This is a genomic window from Aeromonas sp. s7(2024) (genome assembly GCF_040907825.1).
Taxonomy (GTDB): Bacteria; Pseudomonadota; Gammaproteobacteria; order Enterobacterales; family Aeromonadaceae; genus Aeromonas; species Aeromonas veronii.
In genome coordinates this window covers 16,359-32,418 of record NZ_JBFOCM010000019.1, presented here as the reverse complement: position 1 = coordinate 32,418, position 16,060 = coordinate 16,359, and the positions used below count along the sequence as shown (strand labels likewise).

16 protein-coding genes are annotated in these 16,060 nt (G+C 60.8%); 12 read left to right on the top strand and 4 right to left on the bottom strand.

The window, feature by feature from the left end; translation table 11 throughout:
- The first annotated feature begins 2 nt into the window (after positions 1-2).
- The 7 genes from AB5Y73_RS08145 (at position 3) to mltB (ending at position 8,181) form a co-directional block, all read left to right on the top strand.
- Entirely contained in the window at positions 3-584 is a 582-nt protein-coding gene (locus AB5Y73_RS08145; protein WP_263717628.1) for a carboxymuconolactone decarboxylase family protein, read from the top strand.
- A complete protein-coding gene (locus tag AB5Y73_RS08140; protein WP_368147448.1) occupies positions 584-2,737 on the top strand; it encodes an FAD-dependent oxidoreductase in 2,154 nt (717 codons plus the stop codon). Before AB5Y73_RS08145 ends, AB5Y73_RS08140 begins: the two co-directional genes overlap by 1 nt.
- A 17-nt stretch (positions 2,738-2,754) precedes the next feature.
- Complete coding sequence (locus AB5Y73_RS08135; protein ID WP_279499469.1) at positions 2,755-3,951, top strand: ABC transporter substrate-binding protein; 1,197 nt, start codon at positions 2,755-2,757, stop codon at positions 3,949-3,951.
- A gap of 77 nt (positions 3,952-4,028) precedes the next feature.
- Complete coding sequence (locus AB5Y73_RS08130; protein WP_279499468.1) at positions 4,029-5,663, top strand: ABC transporter permease; 1,635 nt, start codon at positions 4,029-4,031, stop codon at positions 5,661-5,663.
- A gap of 23 nt (positions 5,664-5,686) precedes the next feature.
- Complete coding sequence (locus AB5Y73_RS08125; RefSeq protein ID WP_064336852.1) at positions 5,687-6,337, top strand: ATP-binding cassette domain-containing protein; 651 nt, start codon at positions 5,687-5,689, stop codon at positions 6,335-6,337.
- Positions 6,338-6,351: 14 nt separating this feature from the next.
- Complete coding sequence (locus AB5Y73_RS08120) at positions 6,352-6,966, top strand: CDP-alcohol phosphatidyltransferase family protein (protein WP_139406355.1); 615 nt, start codon at positions 6,352-6,354, stop codon at positions 6,964-6,966.
- Positions 6,967-7,098: 132 nt separating this feature from the next.
- Entirely contained in the window at positions 7,099-8,181 is a 1,083-nt protein-coding gene (gene mltB / locus AB5Y73_RS08115; RefSeq protein ID WP_181497182.1) for a lytic murein transglycosylase B, read from the top strand.
- 102 nt (positions 8,182-8,283) lie between these two features.
- Here mltB and pgm read toward each other — a convergent pair whose 3' ends face one another.
- Entirely contained in the window at positions 8,284-9,933 is a 1,650-nt protein-coding gene (pgm, locus tag AB5Y73_RS08110; protein ID WP_042080241.1) for a phosphoglucomutase (alpha-D-glucose-1,6-bisphosphate-dependent), read from the bottom strand.
- 58 nt (positions 9,934-9,991) lie between these two features.
- Positions 9,992-10,501, bottom strand: a complete 510-nt coding sequence (gene seqA / locus AB5Y73_RS08105; protein ID WP_181497181.1) for a replication initiation negative regulator SeqA — start codon at positions 10,499-10,501, stop codon at positions 9,992-9,994.
- Positions 10,502-10,775: 274 nt separating this feature from the next.
- On the opposite strand from seqA, the gene AB5Y73_RS08100 reads away from it, so the two are divergent.
- The 4 genes from AB5Y73_RS08100 to fldA are packed head-to-tail and all read left to right on the top strand — an operon-like array spanning position 10,776 to position 12,716.
- Positions 10,776-11,558 carry an alpha/beta fold hydrolase gene (locus tag AB5Y73_RS08100; protein WP_235686276.1) on the top strand — a complete coding sequence of 261 codons (783 nt, stop codon included), beginning with the start codon at positions 10,776-10,778 and terminating at the stop codon, positions 11,556-11,558.
- A gap of 55 nt (positions 11,559-11,613) precedes the next feature.
- A complete protein-coding gene (locus AB5Y73_RS08095; RefSeq protein ID WP_005334296.1) occupies positions 11,614-11,835 on the top strand; it encodes a DUF2788 domain-containing protein in 222 nt (73 codons plus the stop codon).
- Positions 11,836-11,855: 20 nt separating this feature from the next.
- Positions 11,856-12,152: a LexA regulated protein gene (gene ybfE, locus AB5Y73_RS08090; RefSeq protein ID WP_005334297.1), complete on the top strand. Its 297-nt coding sequence runs from the start codon at positions 11,856-11,858 to the stop codon at positions 12,150-12,152.
- A 39-nt stretch (positions 12,153-12,191) separates the two neighbouring features.
- Positions 12,192-12,716, top strand: a complete 525-nt coding sequence (fldA, locus tag AB5Y73_RS08085) for a flavodoxin FldA (protein WP_005334298.1) — start codon at positions 12,192-12,194, stop codon at positions 12,714-12,716.
- A gap of 90 nt (positions 12,717-12,806) precedes the next feature.
- Here the strand turns inward: fldA and AB5Y73_RS08080 are convergent, their stop codons facing one another.
- Entirely contained in the window at positions 12,807-13,280 is a 474-nt protein-coding gene (locus tag AB5Y73_RS08080; RefSeq protein ID WP_058056010.1) for a DUF4442 domain-containing protein, read from the bottom strand.
- 241 nt (positions 13,281-13,521) lie between these two features.
- Here AB5Y73_RS08080 and fur point away from each other — a divergent pair, with 241 nt between their 5' ends.
- A complete protein-coding gene (fur, locus tag AB5Y73_RS08075; RefSeq protein ID WP_005334301.1) occupies positions 13,522-13,950 on the top strand; it encodes a ferric iron uptake transcriptional regulator in 429 nt (142 codons plus the stop codon).
- Between the two features lie 116 nt (positions 13,951-14,066).
- Here the strand turns inward: fur and glnS are convergent, their stop codons facing one another.
- Positions 14,067-15,728, bottom strand: coding sequence for a glutamine--tRNA ligase (gene glnS / locus AB5Y73_RS08070; RefSeq protein ID WP_005334302.1), 1,662 nt, complete (start codon positions 15,726-15,728; stop codon positions 14,067-14,069).
- Positions 15,729-16,060: the final 332 nt, after the last annotated feature.

The following is a 16,060-nucleotide window of genomic DNA, read 5'->3' as shown; positions in this document are numbered from 1 at the left end:
TGATGCGCGTTGAGGTCAAACCCGACCGGGAATATGCCTGGTTTATCCGCCCCTTTTTCTGGCTACAAAAGCGCAACTATGGTCAGGTGCTTATTCCGGGCAAGTGCTGGGGCCGCTCGCCGCGCCTCTTTGCCGCCGTCGCCACCCTCTACGGCGTCATCAACCGCAAGCGCTCCCCCATCGATCCCGTGCTGCGCTCGCTGGTGACGGTGCGGGTCTCCCAGCTCAACTGGTGTCGTTTTTGCGTCGACATCAACGCCATGACCCTGGTAAAGAGAGCCGGCTCCAGCGAGAAGGTGGAGGCGCTGGCCAACTGGCGCGAAAGCCCCTTGTTCGACGAGCGGGAAAAAGCGGTGCTCGACTACACAGAAGCGATGACTGGCCTCGATGGGGTGAGCGACGAGCAGGCGGCCCGCCTCAAGCTCTGGTTCGATGACGATGCCATGGTGGAGTTGACCGGCCTTATCGCCTTCCAGAACATGTCGGCCAAGTTCAACGCGGCCCTCGATATCGCGCCGCAGGGCTTCTGCCAGCTGCCGGTGCAACCGGAACGCCCTGCCAAGCCAGACAGCAAGGACGCCTGATGAACCGGACCCGCCTGCTGCTTGCACTGGTGATGGGGGGCCTTATCGGCACCTTTTTTGCCCTCGATCTTGGCCGTTACCTCACTCTGGACGCCTTGCAGGCCCAGCAGGCGGCAGTGGCGCAATGGGTCGACAGTCACTTTGTCTCGGCCAGCCTGCTGTTCGTGCTTATCTATGTGCTGAGCACCGCCCTCTCCCTGCCCGGCGCCAGCCTGCTCACCCTGGGTGGCAGCGCGGTGTTCGGCGTCGGCTGGGGGCTGCTGCTGGTCTCCTTCGCCAGCACCCTAGGCGCAACCCTGGCTTTTCTCAGCGCCCGCTTTCTGCTGCGCGACTGGGTCACCGCCCGCTTTGGCGACAAGCTGGCCACCTTTCAGTCCGGCATGGCGAAGGAGGGGGCTTTCTATCTGCTGAGCCTGCGCCTCATCCCCATCTTCCCCTTCTTTCTGGTCAATCTGCTGATGGGGCTCACCCCCATCAGAGTCAGCACCTACTACTGGGTCAGCCAGCTTGGCATGCTACCCGGCACCTTCGTCTATGTACTGGCGGGCAGCGAGCTTGGCCAGTTAACCAGCACCGGCAATATCCTCTCCCCCGGCCTGATGGTGGCGCTGACCCTGCTGGGGCTGATGCCCTGGCTGGTCAAGAAGTTGACCGCCCACCTCGCCCAGCGGCGCCTGCTCGCCCCCTATCGCAAACCCGCTCGCTATGACTACAACCTGCTGGTGATAGGTGCGGGCGCCGGTGGGCTGGTTACCAGCTATATCGCGGCAGCGGTGAAGGCCAAGGTGGCGCTCATCGAGAAGCACAAGATGGGGGGCGATTGCCTCAACAGCGGCTGTGTCCCCTCCAAGGCATTGATCCGAAGCGCCCGCTTTGCCGCAGAGCAGCGTAAAGCCGACGAGCTGGGCTTTAGCCCAAGCCACTCCCGCGCCGATTTTGCCGCCGTGATGGAGCGGGTGGCTGAGGTTATCAAGGAGGTCGAGCCCCACGACTCCATCGAACGCTATCAGGGGCTCGGGGTGGAGTGCATCGAGGGAGAGGCACGACTGGTCTCCCCCTGGGAAGTGGAGGTTAACGGCCAGCGCCTTGCCAGCCGCCATATCGTTATCGCCACCGGTGCCCGACCGCTGGTGCCCAACCTGCCGGGGCTGGATCAGGTGCCTTACCTCACCTCGGATAGCCTCTGGCAACTGCGCACCCCGCCGCGCCGCCTGCTGGTGCTGGGCGGCGGCCCCATCGGCTGCGAGCTGGCCCAGAGCTTCGCCCTGCTAGGCATTCCCGTGACCTTGGTGGAACTCTCGGAGCAACTGCTGCCCCGCGAAGAGAGAGAGGTAGCCGACGCCCTGGCAGGGCAGATGAGCCGCGATGGTGTGCAGCTACTCACCGGCTGGCGCGCCGAGCGAGCCGACTATCTGCCCGCAGCCAAGGGGGATCTCCCCATCCGGCTGCAACTGCGCCGAGGCGATGAGACACAGGTGGTGGAAGGGGATCAACTGCTGCTGGCACTGGGTCGAGTCGCCAACGTCAGCGGCTTCGGGCTCGAAGCGTTGGGGGTCGAGCTGGCCCCCCGCGGCACCATCGCAGTCGATGGTTTTCTTGCCACCAACTTCCCCAGCATACTGGCAGTGGGAGACGTAGCGGGCCCTTACCAGTTCACCCACTTTGCCGCCCATCAGGCCTGGTATGCGGCAGTAAATGCCCTGTTTGGCCAGTTCAAGCGCTTTCGGGCCGACTATCGGGTCATTCCGGCGGCCACCTACACAACTCCGGAGATTGCCCGGGTTGGCCTCAATAGCAAGGAGGCCGAGGCGCAGGGAATTCCCTTCGAGGCGACCCGCTTCGAGCTGGCCGAGCTGGATCGCGCCATCGCCGATGGCGAGCGCCACGGTTTTGTCGAGGTGCTGACCGTGCCGGGCAAGGATACTATCCTTGGCGCCACCATAGTGGGCACTCACGCCGGTGAGCGGATTGCCGAGTTCGTGCTCGCCATGCGTCACCGCCTCGGCCTAGGCAAGATCCTCGGCACCATTCACGCCTATCCCACCCTGATGGAGGGGAACAAATACGTGGCAGGTGAATGGAAACGGGCCCACCAGCCCACCCGGGTGCTGGCGTTGCTGGCTCGTTATCACCGCTGGCGCCGTGGCGCCTGACAATCAGGGAAACATTTATGCTCAAGCCATTCTCACAACTCAACTCACAGCTCAAACAGCGGCTAAACGCCCTGCTGTGCGCCCTGCCACTGCTGGCAAGCGGCCCGCTGTTAGCCAGCCCTGATGACAACTGGCAACGGACCCTTGAGGAGGCGAAGGGGCAGACCGTCTACTTCAACGCCTGGGGCGGCAGCCCGGAGATCAACGCCTATCTGGTGTGGGCCGGGCAGGAGCTGGCACGCGACTATCAGGTCAAACTGGTGCAGGTGAAGGTGGATGACATCGCCCAGAGCGTCAGCCAGTTGCTGGCCAACAAGCAGGCGGGCAAGCAAGCAGGCGGGCCCATCGATCTGCTCTGGGTCAACGGCGAGAACTTCAAGGCGCTCAAGGAGCAGGGGCTGCTCGGTGCTCCCTTTACCACTGAGCTGCCCAACATGGCGCTGGTCGACAGCAGCCTGCCGGTGAGTGAGGACTTCACCCTGCCGGTGGAAGGGCTGGAAGCCCCCTGGGGCATCGGCCAGCTCAATCTGATGGTCAACACCGAAGAGGTCGCCAGCCCGCCCACCTCGGCAGCTGCCCTGCTTGCGTGGGCCAAGGCCCATCCCGGCCGTTTCACCTATCCCAAGCCGCCCCAGTTCCATGGCTCCAGCTTTCTCAAGCAGATCCTGCTGGAGTTGACGCCGGATCCCACCCCCCTCTATCGGGAGGCGGCCGAGAGCGACTTTGCCAACGTGACCACCCCGCTCTGGGCCTGGCTCGATGAGCTGCATCCGGCACTCTGGCGCAAGGGCAAACTGTTCCCCACCAGCGCCGCCGAAACCCGCCAGCTACTCGATGATGGCGAACTGGCCATGGCCATCAGCTTCAATCCGCAGGAGGCGCAGAGCGCCGCCCAGATTGGCGCCCTGCCCCCCAGCGTGGAAGCCGTCGCCATGGAGAAAGGGGCGCTCACCAACAGCCATTTTCTCGCCATCCCCTTCAACGCCAGTGCCCGTGCGGGTGCCAAGGTGGTAGCCAACTTCCTGCTAAGCCCTGCCGCTCAGGCGCGCAAGGCCAATCCGGCCTTCTGGGGTGATCCCAGCGTGCTGCGGACCGATGCGCTGCCTGATTCAGCCAAGGGGCAACCGGCGCTGCGCTTCAAAGCAGTGGCCGAGCCTCACCCCAGCTGGCAAATCAAGCTAGAAGCGGCCTGGGCCGAGCGTTACGGTCACTGATGAGTGCCGCTGGTCACCCGCTTTCCCGCTCCCGACCGTGGCGCCGCTTGACACGCCATCCCAGTATGAATGTGGGGATGGCGGTCATTTATCTGGCGATCTTTGTCATCCCCCTACTGGCGGGGCTGTGGCAACTGCTGGCGGAGGGGATGGCCGCCTCTCATCTCGCCTTGCTGCTCGCCCAACCCGGTCTTTGGCACTCAGCAGCACTGAGCCTGTGGATTGGCGCCGCCTCGACCCTTGGCAGCCTGCTGTTGACCGCCCTGCTGCTGGCCCACAGCGACAGTCGGGCTTTCGGGCTGCTCCGTCGCCTGCTCTCGCCCATGCTGGCCATGCCCCACGTCGCCTTTGCCATCGGCTTTGCCTTTCTGCTCGCCCCCTCCGGCTGGCTGCTGCGGCTCCTCTCGCCAGCTCTAACGGGGTTTGATCTTCCCCCCGATTGGCAGACCATTCGGGATCCTTGGGGGCTCGGGCTGATTGCACTGCTCGTTTTCAAGGAGACCCCCTTTCTGCTGCTGATGGCGATGGCCGCGCAGCAACCCATCCTGCTGGCACGCCAGCAGTGGCTGGGGGCGAGCCTCGGTTTCAGCGCCCCCCAGATCTGGTGGCGCCTGCTGCTGCCAGCGCTGTGGCCTGCCCTGCGCCTGCCCATCTATGCGGTGGCGGCCTACGGAGTGGCGGTGGTGGATCTCGCCCAGTTGCTCGGGCCCGATGCCCCCGCCCCGCTGGCGGTGCGGTTGTGGCTCTGGTATCAGGACCCGGATCTGCTCTGGCGCGGAGCCACCGCCAGCGGCGCCCTGCTGCTGCTCGCCATCACGGCGTTGCTCATCGCTCTGCTCAGATTACTGGAGTGGCTTCATAAAGAGATGGGCAAAGGCTGCTGGCTCGATGGCAAACGGGCGGCGCCCCACTTCTTTGCCAACCGGCTCGCAGCGGGCTTTGCCTTCACCCTGATCACCCTCAATCTGGCGGTGCTGGCGGCGCTGCTGCTCTGGTCACTGGCGCGCCGCTGGCCCTTTCCCGCCCTCTGGCCCAGCCAGTGGAGCAGTCACTACTGGCTGGATCTGCTGCCAACCCTGCTGCCGCTGCTGACAACCAGCACACTGCTGGCGCTGGTGAGCGGCTTGCTGGCACTGGGAATGGCGGTGTGCAGTCTGGAGGCACAAGCCGGCCGCCGCCCCTGGCCTCTCTGGCTTATCTGCCTGCCGTTGTTGCTGCCGCAAGCGAGCCTGCTGTTTGGTATCCGGCTCGGGCTGGACTGGCTTGCACATGACTCGATAAGCAGCGGCATTGGCTGGGGCTGGGTGATCTGGAGTCAGCTGCTGTTTGTCTTTCCCTATGTCTATTTGTGTCTGCACGGCCCCTATCGCCAGTTCGATCCGCGGATCACCCAGAGCGCCCTGCTGCTGGGGGCAACGCCATGGCGAGCCTGGTGGCAAGTGAAAGCGCCGCTGCTGGCGCGCCCGCTGCTGTTTGCCTTCGGAGTCGGGGCGGCGGTGAGTTTGGCCCAGTATCTGCCGACCCTGCTGTTTGGCGCTGGCAGGGTGGTCACCATCACCACCGAAGCGGTAGCCATTGGCAGCGGCCTCAACAGACGGCTGGCGGGACTCTACGGCCTGCTGCAACTGCTGCTGCCGCTCATTATCTATCTGCTGGCGCTCTGGTTACCGGCGCGGATCAATCCGGCGCTCAAGGGGGGCGGCTCACGATGAACTCTGATGATGGAAACAGCCATATGCTGAGCACCACGCCTCTTCGGCTTTACCTTGATGAAAATCTGCTGCTTTCGCTGCCCCCCCTGCAGGTGGCCCCCGGCGAGGTATTGACCCTGATGGGGCCGAGCGGTTGCGGTAAAAGTTCCCTGCTGGCAGGGCTGGCAGGAGTACTGCCCGGCGCGCAGACAGATAGTGGCCCGATCCGGCTGGAGGGGGAGATAAGGCTTGGCGAGCGGCTACTCAACGCCCTACCGCCGCAGGCGCGGCGCATCGGCATGCTGTTTCAGGATGACCTGCTGTTTGACCATCTGACGGTGGCGGAGAACCTGATGTTCGGTATGCCTGCGGCCATCAAGGGAAAACACGCTCGGCGGGAAAAAGCACTGGCCGCATTGGCACAAGTCGCACTGGCGGATCAGGCTGACAAGCTGCCACAACTGTTGTCAGGGGGTCAGCGAGCGCGGGTCAGTCTGCTGCGGGCGCTGTTGGCGGAACCCGATGCCCTGCTGCTGGACGAGCCCTTCTCCCGCCTCGACAAGCCACTGCGGGCCGCCTTTCGCGAGCTGGTATTCGCGCAGATCAAGACGCTGGCCATCCCCGCGATTCTGGTGACCCACGACGAAGAGGATGCGCCGGGCACCATACTCAATCTCACCGAATCCTGTTTTTGACCAAGGAGTTCACCTTGTTTGATCGCCATCTGATCCCCGTGATCCGCAGCCCCCTCACCCAGCTCGCCAAGCCGCTCTGCCGCGCCGGGATCAGTGCCAATCAGGTGAGCCTCACCGGCTTTGCCATCGGCATGCTGGCGCTGCCGCTACTGGCCTTTGGCTGCTATCCGTGGGCGCTCGCGGCCATCCTGCTCAACCGGCTGCTGGACGGGCTCGATGGCGCCGTGGCGCGGGAAACCGGCATCACCGACTGCGGCGGCTTTCTCGACATCACGCTGGATTTTATCTTCTACGCCGCCGTGGTGCTGGGCTTTGCCCTCGCCGCCCCCGCCAATCCACTACCCGCCGCCACCCTGCTGTTTGCCTTTATGGGCACAGGGTCAAGCTTTCTGGCGTTTGCCATCATGGCGGGCAAGCGGGGGATCGACAATCCGGTCTACCACCACAAATCCCTCTACTATCTGGGCGGCCTCACCGAGGGGAGCGAGACCATCGCCCTCTTTGTGCTGATGTGCCTGTGGCCCACCGCCTTCGCCCCGCTCGCCTACGGCTTTGCAATGCTCTGCGCCATCACCACCCTGACCCGGCTCTGGAGCGGTTACCACACCCTGCGTCCCCCCCAGCCATAAACAGCACAGCCCTCACCGGAGGGCTAATCCATCGCACGATGAATTGGCGGCAAACAAGGCACACGGAACACTTGCACGGGGATGACAATGTTTTACCATGACGGCACTTTTATCAGTCTCTTTGAGAACCCTATGCGTCGCCTTGCCTCTCTTCTCACTCTGTCGTTATTCCCCCTGCTCGGTGGCTGCAGCAGCGCCCCTGCGCCAAAGCCCGTGGTCGTCCCCCAGCCCAAGAGCGCCTTTATCAATCAGGCGCCATCGAGCAAACCCGTTTATACACAAGGGGTTAGCAAGGGGGACTTCGCCAATCGCCCAAACGTGGACAGATTCGTCCAGAAGATGGTCGAGAAGCACGGTTTTGACAACGCCCAACTGCATCAGGTGCTGGCACAGGCAGAGCGTTACGACTGGATCATCCGCCTGATGGATGCCCAGGCGCCGACCACCGCCAAGCCCACTGGCCCGACCGGTGCCTGGAACCGCTATCGCGCCAAGTTCATCACCCCGGACAACGTACAGAACGGCGTCAACTTCTGGCGTGAATACGCAAGCGAGCTGAACCGGGCGGAGCAGACCTACGGGGTGCCGCCCGAGATCATCGTCGGCATTATCGGGGTCGAGACCCGCTGGGGCCGGGTGATGGGCAAGACCCGCATTCTGGATGCACTGGCCACCCTGGCGTTTGATTACCCGCGCCGCGCCGAATTCTTCACCAGCGAGCTGGAAGCCTTCCTGGTGATGACCCGCGATGAGGGGATGGATCCCACCGAACCCAAGGGCTCCTATGCGGGTGCCATGGGCTACGGCCAGTTTATGCCCTCCAGCTTCCAGCGCTATGCGGTGGACTTTGACGGCAACGGCCACACCAACCTGTGGGATCCGGTGGATGCCATCGGCAGCGTCGCCAACTACTTCAAGGCCCATGGCTGGGAGAAAGGGCAACCGGTGGCGGTGCGTGGTCAGGGCCAACTGCCCGGCTATGAGCATGGCTTCCAGACCCGCTACCCGGTCGCCTCCCTGCGTCGCGCCGGGCTGACCCCCACCAGCAGCCTTGGCAACCACAGCGAGGCGAGCCTGCTGCGCCTCGATGTCGGCACCGGCTACCAATACTGGTACGGCCTGCCCAACTTCTACGCCATCACCCGCTACAACCACAGCACCCACTATGCCATGGCGGTATGGCAGCTGGGTCTGGCGGTGAAGGCGGCGCGCTGACAACTCGCTGGCATAAAACTGACAATGAAAAAGGAGCCATCATGGCTCCTTTGTTATATTCAACGTTCCACCCCATCAGGGGCTCAAGGATGGCTACCTGATTTAGACGCCTGCCTTGGCCAGCGCAGCAGAGACGATCTGCTGGGCTTCCTGCTGGATAAGGTCGAGGTGCGCGTCGCCCTTGAAGCTCTCCATGTAGATCTTGTAGATAGACTCGGTGCCGGAGGGGCGCGCCGCGAACCAGCCGTTCTCGGTCACCACCTTGAGACCACCGATGGCGGCATCGTTGCCCGGCGCCTTGGTCAGCTTGGCGATGATGGGCTCACCCGCCAGGGTGGAGGCTTCTACCAGTGCAGGATCCAGCTTGGAGAGCACCGCTTTCTGGGCACTGTTGGCCGGGGCGTCGATACGGCGATAGCTGGAGCGGCCGAACTTGGCTTCCAGTGCGTCGTAGTGGGCTTGCGGATCCTTGCCGGTGACCGCCAGAATTTCGGCCGCCAGCAGCGCCAGAATGAAACCATCCTTGTCGGTGGTCCAGACGGTGCCATCTTTGCGCAGGAAGGAGGCGCCAGCGCTCTCCTCGCCGCCAAAGCCGAACTCGCCGCTGTAGAGGCCATCCACGAACCACTTGAAGCCGACCGGCACCTCTTTCAGGGTGCGGCCAATCTCGCCGGCCACCCGGTCAATCATGGAAGAGGAGACCAGCGTCTTGCCGACGGCCGCATCGGCAGACCAGCCGGTGCGATGGGTAAACAGATACTGGATTGCTACCGCCAGATAGTGGTTCGGGTTCATCAGGCCAGACTTGGTGACGATACCGTGACGGTCGTAGTCAGGGTCGTTGCCAAGGGCAATGTCGAACTTGTCCTTGAGGGCAATCAGGCTCGCCATGGCGAACGGGCTGGAGCAGTCCATCCGGATCTTGCCGTCTTTATCCAGGGTCATGAAGGAGAAGGTCGGGTCGACCTTGTAGTTCACCACCTCGATGTTCAGGCCATAGGTCTTGGCGATGACGTCCCAGTAGGCGACGCCGGAGCCGCCCAGCGGATCGACACCGATCTTGATGCCCGCGTTCTTGATGGCATCCATGTCCAGCACGTTCTTCAGATCATCCACATAGGGGGTGACATAGTCGTGCTCGACCACGAACGGGCTCTTGAGCGCCTCGGCGAACGGCATCCGTTTCACGCCAGCCAAACCCGCTTCCAGAATGGCGTTGGCACGGTCCTCGACCCACTTGGTGATCTCCCCTTCGGCGGGGCCACCGTGAGGCGGGTTGTACTTGAAGCCACCATCTTCCGGCGGGTTGTGAGACGGAGTGATCACCACGCCGTCAGCACGGGCAGCCGGTTTGCCTGCATTGTGGCGCAGGATGGCGTGAGAGATGACCGGGGTCGGGGTAAAACCGAGGCCAGCCTGAATGCGGGTCTCGACGCCGTTGGCCGCCAGCACTTCGACGGCGCTGGCAAAGGCGGATTCGGACAGGGCGTGGGTATCCATACCGACAAACAACGGGCCAGTGATGCCGGCCTGCTGGCGATACTCCACCAGGGCCTGGGTCACCGCCAGGATATGGGATTCGGTGAAGGCGTTGTGCAGGGCGCTGCCACGGTGGCCAGAGGTACCGAAGGCAACCCGCTGCTCGGGGCGGCTCATGTCCGGCTTGTTGAGGTAGTAGGCGCTGACCAGACGGGGGATGTTGGTCAGATCGCTTAAACGGGCCGGTTGACCGGCGTGGGAATGCTGAGCCATGGCGTTTTCCTTGCGTAATGGCGGCCTTGCCGGGCAAGGCCTGAGTCTTGAAGAATCGTTAAATTGCGCCACACACCTGCGCGATCACCTCTTCGCCATAGCCCATGCTGGCCATCAGCTGGGCCACCATATTCTGCTTGCGGCTGGTGTTGGTGTTGGTGATCACCCAGAACGGGGTCTCCGGTACCGGCTTGGGCTTGGTGGTGCTACCGCTGGCACGCAGAGCCTCGGGATCCTGCGAGAAATAGACGCGCTTGCGCCCCTTGATTTCGGTGGCCTGGGTAAAGCCTTCCGGGTTATCCCGGTAGAGGGTACTCAGCACCAGCATAAAGCGGTTGATGGACTTCTCTTCTTTTTGCAGCTCACCGGAATCGAGCAGGGCTTGCAGCCCTTGTTGGGTGGCTACCGTACTGGGCTGCGCGACGGCAACGGGCTCGGCAACCGGCACACGTTGGTTAGCAGGCTGTTCCAGCAGACGGCGCAGGATATCGGAGGCACTCTCACCAATGTGCCGGGTCTGGCTGGCGATATAGAAGTAGAGATCGTCATCAAGCTCGATGGTTTTCATAGGGATGCGCTGGACTCGTCGAAATTCGGATGCGGCGATTATACATAGGCAAACCCGACAGCCCAAGCAAGGGGCTGGCAGATGTACATGAATCTCATCGAGAATACGGCATAATAGCGGGCCAAGTGTGTGATCAGCCGCACTGATAGCCGATCCGGACAGGATTTTTTAGAAAAAAAACCACATAAAATCCCAATCCATTGGACGAAATCCTTTTCTTTCCAGTGCGTTAAATAAAACAGCGATACGCACCCACGACCGACAAGGTGTCATTTTGCAACAAAACAGCATATTGAACTTCAAGGAGCAGGGTCAGGGCCCGGCGGTCATTCTGATCCACGGCCTGTTTGGCAGCCTCGACAACCTCGGCCTGCTGGCCCGAGCCCTCTGCGAACAGTACCGGGTCATCAGCGTCGATCTGCGCAACCACGGCGCCTCCTTTCATAGCAGCGAGATGAGCTATCCGGCCCAGGCAGCCGATATCCTGGCCCTGATGGATCGGCTGAATATTGCTGAAGCGACCCTGATTGGCCACTCGATGGGCGGCAAGGTGGCGATGCAGGTCGCCAAGCTGGCGCTTGAGCGGGTGACCAAGCTGGTGGTGGCCGACATGGCGCCAGTCGCCTATCCCCACTCCCGCCACCAGAATGTGTTCGCCGGACTCAACGCCACACTACGCACGCCGCCGCAAAGCCGCAGTGAAGCGGAAGCCATGCTGGCGCAGCATATCGAGATCGCCGGGGTACGCCAGTTCCTGCTCAAGTCCTTCGCCAGAGGCGAGCATGGCTGGGGTTGGCGCTTCAATGTGCCCGCCCTTGAGCAAAACTACGCCAACATCATGGGCTGGCCAGACGATGAACGCCGCTTCGAGGGGCCGGTGCTCTTTATCAAGGGGGGGAATTCTGACTATATGCAGCCCCAATACAGCGAGACGGCACTGGCCCAATTCCCGGCGGCAAAGGTGCGTGTCATCGCGGGTACCGGCCACTGGTTGCATGCGGAAAAACCGGCTCTGTTCAACAAATTGGTTGTGGATTTCCTGTCGACAGGCGGTTAACAGTTTCAAATCCTTTGTGATATAGTGCGCCCGTCATAAGGAGTGTGCGCAATCCATGCTAAGTGAACATATCGACCTGATCGAAAGTTTGGGCCTCAAGTTATTCTTTGTGGCCATTTTCATATTGATTGGCCTGGCCATTCAGGACGTGCTCAAGCGCGGCAACGTGCCCCGTTTCGGTCGTTTTATCGTCTGGTTGGTACTGTTTCTGGGTTGTGCGGGTTTTGTCGCCAAGGGGCTGATCGAACTGGGCTGGGAAGGCTCAGGACTCGGCTAACTTATTTTCATCTGTGATGTATGGCCAAACAGCAAACTGATCGAACAACACTGGATCTGTTCGCAAATGAGAAGCGCCCCGGCAGGCCAAAGACCAATCCACTCCCCCGCGAGACCCAGCTCAAGATCAACAAGCGTAACCAGCTTAAGCGCGATCGGGAAAATGGGCTGAAGCGGGTAGAGTTAAAGGTGGAGGCCGAATTGCTGGAGCGCCTGAACCAACTTGCGTTACAACAGAACATCAGCCGAGCCGAGCTGATCCAATCTATCCTGAAACAACAGATTGAGTCCGCCTTTGCGGTGGACATTGCAGTCTGAGCGTTGAGCATTAACACCAAATACGGGTAACTAAACACTATGGCAAGTGTAGGTCTGTTTTTTGGCAGCGATACCGGTAACACCGAAGCTGTCGCCAAGATGATCCAGAAAGAGCTGGGCAAAAACCTGATTGAAGTCCGTGACATCGCCAAGAGCAGCAAGGCCGACATCGAGAGCTTTGATCTGCTGATGTTCGGCATCCCGACTTGGTACTACGGCGAAGCCCAGGCCGACTGGGACGACTTCTTCCCCGATCTGGGCGAAATCGACTTCACCAACAAGCTGGTCGCCATCTTCGGTTGCGGTGATCAGGAAGACTATTCCGAGTACTTCCTCGACGCCATGGGCACCCTGCGTGACATCGTCGAAGCCAAAGGCGCCATCATCATCGGTCACTGGCCGACTGCCGGCTACGAGTTCGAAGCCTCCAAGGCACTGGTCGATGACAAGCACTTTGTCGGTCTGGGTATCGATGAAGATCGCCAGCCGGAGCTGACCGCCGAGCGCGTCAAGGGCTGGTGCAAGCAACTGCACGAAGAGATGTGCCTGGGCGAGCTGGAGTAATCCGCTTCCCCTCATATCTCTGACAACAAGGGCCCCGACGGGGCCCTTGTTGTATCTGCAAGTGGCGATGCCTGCCTTTATTCACCCCTGTTATTCCCCTCTGTGCTCCGGTTTGGCCCGCACATAGAGGGTGCGCTTGACCTGCGCCACCAGCTCGCCGCTCTTGTCCTGCACCGAGACCTCGAATTCTGGGAAGTGTTTGTTGCCACCTTCGGTCGCCGCCACGATTTCGGCCAGCTTGCCCTCGGTCAGGTTAAACTCGGCCACCAGCTTGCCCTTGCCCGGCTTGATGTAGTTGATGCTGCCCGCCTTGTCCCAGACGTAGTAGCGATTCTTGAAGTAGCCCATCAGCATCAGCGGATAGATGGGGTCAGTCATGGCAAACATGCTGCCGCCAAACTGGGTGCGGTTGGCGTTTTTGTTCCACCAGCGGGATTTGAGGGTCACCCGGCAGTAGCGAAAATCATCGCTCAGGGTCTCTATCTTGATACCAGCGCCCCAGAAGGGGGGCCAGGCGTTGAGTGCGCGGCGCACCCAGGCCGCATTGTCAAAAAGCCAATCCATGGATCTCATCCGACCAGAATATGAAAGTTACATCTTATCAACATCTGCCATGCCAGCAAGTCGGACGACACGATTGATTATTTCAATCCAACCGGCCATTTATGGCTAAACCCCTTGAATTGCTGGGTTTATTTTTAGGGAGGCTACGACCTATAATGACAGGCCAAGCGAGTTCAAGGTTGCCATTCCTGCGGCAGTCCATCAGAATAACCCCACCTTCGAGAATGCGAATAAGTAGAATATGGCAGACAACAACCAAGCGTTAAAAAAGGCCGGGCTCAAGATCACCTTGCCCCGGGTCAAAATCCTGGAAATCCTGCAACAGCCGGACTGCCAGCACACCAGCGCCGAAGATCTCTATAAACGACTGATCGACCTGGGTGAAGAGATTGGTCTCGCTACCGTCTATCGCGTTCTCAACCAGTTTGATGATGCCGGTATCGTTACCCGTCACCACTTCGAAGGTGGCAAGTCGGTATTCGAGCTGGCCACTCAGGAGCACCACGACCACCTGGTTTGCCTCGACTGCGGCAAGGTGATCGAGTTCTCCGACGAAGTGATCGAACAGCGTCAGCGCGAGATCGCCAAAAAATTCAATATCCGTCTCACCAACCACAGCCTCTACCTCTACGGTCACTGTGCTACCGGTGAGTGCAAGCACGACGAATAAGTCGGCCGCGACTTGCAGATAACGGACAATAAAAAAGCCAGCTGATGCTGGCTTTTTTATTGTCCGGCGCAGGCCGTTGGCAGCACACAAGGCAGGGTCTCCCCTGCCCCATCGGCTTAGCCTTCTACCTTGCCCCAGGAGTCGCGCAGGGCAACGGTGCGGTTGAACACCAGATGCTCGGGGCTGGAGAGCTTGTTGTCGGCGCAGAAGTAACCTTCACGCTCGAACTGGTAAGCCTGCTCCGGCTTGGCGTTCTTGAGCGAAGCCTCGACACGAGCCCCCTCGATGATCACCAGGGATTCCGGATTCAAGGCAGCTTCGAAGTCATCCTCGGCGCCCGGGTTCGGTACCTTGAACAGACGGTCGTAAAGACGCACTTCGGCTGGCAGGGAGTGAGTGGCGCTGACCCAGTGGATCACCCCTTTCACCTTGCGGCCATCGGCCGGATCCTTGCCCAGGGTCTCGGGGTCGTATGAGCAGTAGATGCAGGTGACTTTGCCATCGGCATCTTTCTCGATGCGCTCGGCCTTGATCACATAGGCATTGCGCAGACGCACTTCCTTGCCCAGCACCAGACGCTTGAACTGCTTGTTCGCCTCTTCTTTGAAGTCCGCTTCATCGATGAAGATCTCGCGGGTGAAGTTCAACTCGCGGGTACCCATCTCGGCATTGCTCGGGTGAGCCGGAGCAGTCAGCACTTCGTCGGCAGCCAGGTTCTCGATGACCACTTTCACCGGATGCAGCACGGCCATGGCGCGCGGCGCATGCTCGTTGAGGTCTTCGCGGATGCAGGCTTCCAGCATACTCATCTCGACGATGTTGTCCTGCTTAGTGACGCCGATGCGCTTGCAGAACTCGCGGATGGAGGCCGGGGTGTAACCACGACGACGCAGACCGGAGACGGTCAGCATGCGCGGGTCATCCCAACCATCGACGTGCTTCTCGGTCACCAGCAGGTTCAGCTTGCGCTTGGACATGACGGTGTATTCGAGGTTCAGACGAGAGAACTCGTACTGACGGGGGTGGCAGTCGATGGTGATGTTGTCCAGCACCCAGTCGTACAGACGACGGTTGTCCTGGAACTCCAGGGTACAGATGGAGTGGGTGATCCCTTCCAGCGCGTCCGAGATGCAGTGGGTGAAGTCATACATCGGGTAGATGCACCACTTGTCACCGGTCTGGTGATGGTGGGCAAACTTGATACGGTAGATAACCGGATCACGCATCACCATGAAGGGGGATGCCATGTCGATCTTGGCGCGCAGGCAGGCGGTGCCTTCGGCGAACTCGCCGTTCTTCATCTTGGCAAACAGCGCCAGGTTCTCTTCCACACTGCGATCGCGGAACGGGCTGTTCTTGCCTGCTTCAGTCAGGGTGCCACGGTACTCGCGCATCTGCTCGGGGGTCAGCTCGTCCACATAGGCCAGACCCTTTTCAATCAGCTCGATGGCGTAGCCGTGCAGCTTGTCGAAATAGTCGGAGGAGTAGCAGATCTCGCCGTTCCACTGGAAGCCGAGCCACTGTACGTCCTGCTTGATGGACTCTACGTACTCGATATCTTCCTTCACCGGGTTGGTGTCATCGAAACGCAGGTTGCACTGGCCCTGATAGTCGCGGGCGATGCCGAAGTTCAGGCAGATGGATTTGGCGTGGCCGATATGGAGATAACCGTTCGGCTCGGGCGGAAAACGGGTATGCACGCTGCTGTGCTTACCGCTGGCCAGATCTTCATCAATGATCTGACGAATAAAGTTAGTTGGGCTGTTCGCCTGACTCATGGCTCACCTCAAAAAAGCGTCACTGGCGGAAGTTGTGCCGGCTGGCACCCTCATCCCCCCGCCGTCAAGCCGGGTATGATCCCTTATTACGGGCGCTGTCTCAACCTGAATTTGGCACTTCCGGGCCATTTCCCGGCCATTGCGCCGCTAAAAACGGCGTGGCTTGGCACATTACACCCCAAATGCATAAAAAAGCCCCGCACGAGGCGGGGCTGAAAGTGATGAAAAACACAAAACAGACAATTACACACAACAAAGGCTCACACGCACAGTCAACCTTTCCCAAACCCGATGCGCCATCGCCCTTGGGAAAGGCGGGTCTTGCGACCCAC